Origin of the sequence: Lysinibacillus sp. (genome assembly GCF_032093475.1) — a bacterium.
Classification (GTDB): Bacteria; Bacillota; Bacilli; order Bacillales_A; family Planococcaceae; genus Lysinibacillus; species Lysinibacillus irui.
The window spans coordinates 1-3,304 of sequence record NZ_DAMDAY010000049.1; the positions used below are offsets into that span (position 1 = coordinate 1).

Consider the following 3,304-nt stretch of genomic DNA (forward strand, 5'->3'; position numbering starts at 1 on the left):
ATAATTGTGTGACAGCCCTCGTTTTTTTTCGAAGGTTCGCACAAACACATATTTGCGTATAATCAATGTTTTTTAGTTGGTTCTTCATGGTCAGTACTCCTTTTAAGGGATTCTACTAATTGTAAGTATACACCTTAGAGGTGGAAATTACTTCTTGACAGCTATATGAGCGGCAGTTATTATCATTGTACATGTATATACATATAATTGGTAGGACATGAAAAAGAACCTATGGCAAGGGAGGCTGCGTCCTTTTCAGGGAGCCTACGATGTACCTTATGTTTAACGCTAGTTCACAAGGGTTTTCTTTAGCTTTCCAACTAGCGGGCTGAAGCGGCAAGTAAGTAGCATAGAATGGAAAGCCTTTTTCACCTATCCCATTAGAGAATGTTATTTTTTTTACTACCATAAAACATGTATATACATGTTTTTAGTGCCACTCATATGAAAAGTAGGTGTTTGGATGAAGCGTGTTCATTATAGCTGGTTTATTTTAGTTGTCACATTTTTCTCGATTATTGTGGCAGGTATTACATTGTCATCCTCTGGCGTTTTTATCAATCCTCTTGAAAAGGAATTTCAATGGGAGCGGTCAACTATTGCCCTAGCCTTCGCCATAAGTCTATTTTTATATGGTATATCAGGGCCATTTATGGCGGCATTGCTTGAAGTTATTGGCTTAAAGAAAATGATGCTAAGCACGATGGCTACGTTAATTGTAGGGATCACTTTGACATTTTTGATGAATCAATCATGGCAGTTAATTGTGATTTGGGGTGGCATCATCGGCCTTGGTGCAAGCCTTTTTTTAACGGTCCTTAGTCCCTATGTAGCTAATCATTGGTTTGTCAAACGCAGGGGGTTAGCAGTTGGTATATTAACGGCTAGTACAGCTACAGGACAATTAATTCTACTACCAGTGCTAGCCATGATCATTGAACATTATTCTTGGCGCTGGGCAATGGGGTTAATTCTTCTTCTAAGTACGTTGATGTTCACCTTGATTGCTATTTTTATTAAAAATAAGCCTCAGGATGTGGGGCTAAACCCATATGGACAAGAGGAGTTTATTGAAGAACAGACAGTGCAGCAGAAGAAAAATCCGATTCATATTGCGTTTAACGGTTTACTAGAGGCGGTTAAGATTAAAGCCTTTTGGCTATTAGCAGGAAGCTTCTTTATATGTGGACTTTCAACGAGCGGCTTGATCGGGACTCATTTTGTTTCGTATTGTATTAGTTTTGGCGTTCCTTTAGTCACCGCTGCATCACTCTTATCATTTATGGGTGTGTTTAACTTACTAGGGACGACTGCCTCAGGCTGGCTATCAGATCGCTTCGATAATCGTTGGCTGTTATTTTGGTATTACTTGTTACGGGGAGCTTCCTTATTATTACTCCCTTATGCATTATCACAAGGTTCTGTTATTTTACTGACGATATTCACTATCTTTTATGGACTCGATTGGATTGCCACAGTACCACCAACGATCAGTATTACACGACAAATTTTTGGTATGCAAAAAAGTAGTATTATTTACGGATGGATATTTGCCTCACATCAAGCAGGAGCTGCTGTTGCTGCATATGGTGGTGGATTGATCTATCAATTTTTTAATTCCTATACATGGGCTTTTTTCCTTGCGGGTATATTCTGTGCCATGGCTAGCCTGTTCGTTATCATTGTCAAAAAACAAACACCACAGCATGTATAATAAACGAAAAAAGTTGAACCTCAACATAACAGGTTCAACTTTTTTTAAAATCCTTTGACATGAATCAAACAAAAGTTTATAATGTAAACAAATATAATAAAAGGTGATGCTATGAATGAAAGAGAACAGGCGGTGCTTGCTTTAATTCGCCAAAATCCGTTTATGTCTCAGCAAGAGATGGCAGATGCAATGAATCTTTCACGTCCAGTGCTTGCTAATTTAGTGTCTAGTTTAACAAAGCAAGGAAAAATTGTAGGTCGTGCATATATTTTACCCGAGGAAAATGAAATTATTTGCATCGGGGGAGCCAATTTAGACCGAAAATTCCACGTGAAAGGCAATGTTCAATTTGGGACATCTAACCCTGCTAGCTCTTCTTTTAGTGTTGGTGGTGTTGGTAGAAACATTGCTGAAAATTTAGGCAGATTAAACCATCAAGTGACATTGCTGACAACGGCTGGGAAAGATGCTGATTGGCAAGTCATCCAAGAAGCTTCGGAATCCTTTATGAACCTACGTTATGTGGAGCAGCTAGCAGAGGCTTCAACGGGTTCTTATACAGCCATTATGGATGAGCAAGGGGAGCTAGCATTAGCTGTAGCCAATATGGAAGTGTATGATCTACTATTACCTAGCTTATTGAAAAAGCATGAAACAATGTTAGTCAACGCAGGCTGCTTTATTCTGGATTTAAATTGTCCAAAAGAAACAGTAGCCTATATCCAACAAGTAGCCGTTGCTCGTAATATCCCACTTGTCATTGTGCCGGTATCTTCACCGAAAATGAATCGACTACCTGAAACATTACAAGGAGTAACATGGTTTATTTGTAACACGGATGAAGCGGAAACAATTGTTGGACATAAAATTGAAAACGCTACCCATTATGAAAAAGCTTTACAACAGCTCCTGCAGCTAGGTGCCGAACATGTCATTATTACAGCAGGCAGCAAGGGTGTATATGCAGCATCTACTACCATTGCTCCAAGTCATTTTGCTGCCAAAGTGATAGAAAAAATTGAAGATGTTACAGGAGCAGGAGATGCCTTTGTCAGCGCAGTCATACATAGCTGGTTGACAGGACAATCCTTTGCGACAAGCATTGATGCTGGCTTAACAAATGCTAAAAATACTTTGGCATCTCCCTATACAGTAAGACCAGAATTATCCGTAGATTTGTTAACAAGTGAAATGGAGGAATAACAACATGAAAGAATTCATCGTATTATCAGAAGAAGTAAAAGCAGGACAAGCAAAAGGTCTACCAATCGTTGCATTAGAATCAACAATTATTTCACACGGTATGCCATACCCACAAAACGTGCAAACTGCGCGTGAGGTAGAGCAAATTATTCGTGATAACGGAGCAGTACCTGCAACAATTGCATTAATTGATGGAAAAATTAAAATTGGTCTATCTGATGAAGAACTTGAAATGTTCGGGAATGCACAAGGTGTTGCAAAAGCATCTCGCCGTGATTTAGGTTACCTACTTGCAACGAAAAAATTAGGTGCTACTACAGTTGCAGCTACGATGATCTGTGCAGAGCTTGCAGGCATTGAAATCTTTGTTACTGGAGGTATTGGCGG

At 39.3% G+C, this 3,304-nt stretch carries 3 protein-coding genes; all 3 read left to right on the forward strand.

Features of this window, described 5'->3' with window-relative positions; translation table 11 throughout:
- Window positions 1-463 precede the first annotated feature (463 nt).
- Window positions 464-1,714 carry an MFS transporter gene (locus RT445_RS11875; RefSeq protein WP_312506749.1) on the forward strand — a complete coding sequence of 417 codons (1,251 nt, stop codon included), beginning with the start codon at window positions 464-466 and terminating at the stop codon, window positions 1,712-1,714.
- Between the two features lie 111 nt (window positions 1,715-1,825).
- Complete coding sequence (locus RT445_RS11880) at window positions 1,826-2,917, forward strand: carbohydrate kinase (RefSeq protein ID WP_312506748.1); 1,092 nt, start codon at window positions 1,826-1,828, stop codon at window positions 2,915-2,917.
- Between the two features lie 4 nt (window positions 2,918-2,921).
- The coding region (locus tag RT445_RS11885; RefSeq protein WP_313470636.1) for a pseudouridine-5'-phosphate glycosidase at window positions 2,922-3,304 on the forward strand (383 nt) is incomplete at its 3' end.

Excerpts from the sequence above, each read along its gene's own strand:
- RT445_RS11880 (WP_312506748.1), top strand. The coding sequence starts at position 1,826 with ATGAATGAAAGAGAACAGGCGGTGCTTGCTTTAATTCGCCAAAATCCG.
- RT445_RS11875 (WP_312506749.1), top strand. The coding sequence starts at position 464 with ATGAAGCGTGTTCATTATAGCTGGTTTATTTTAGTTGTCACATTTTTC.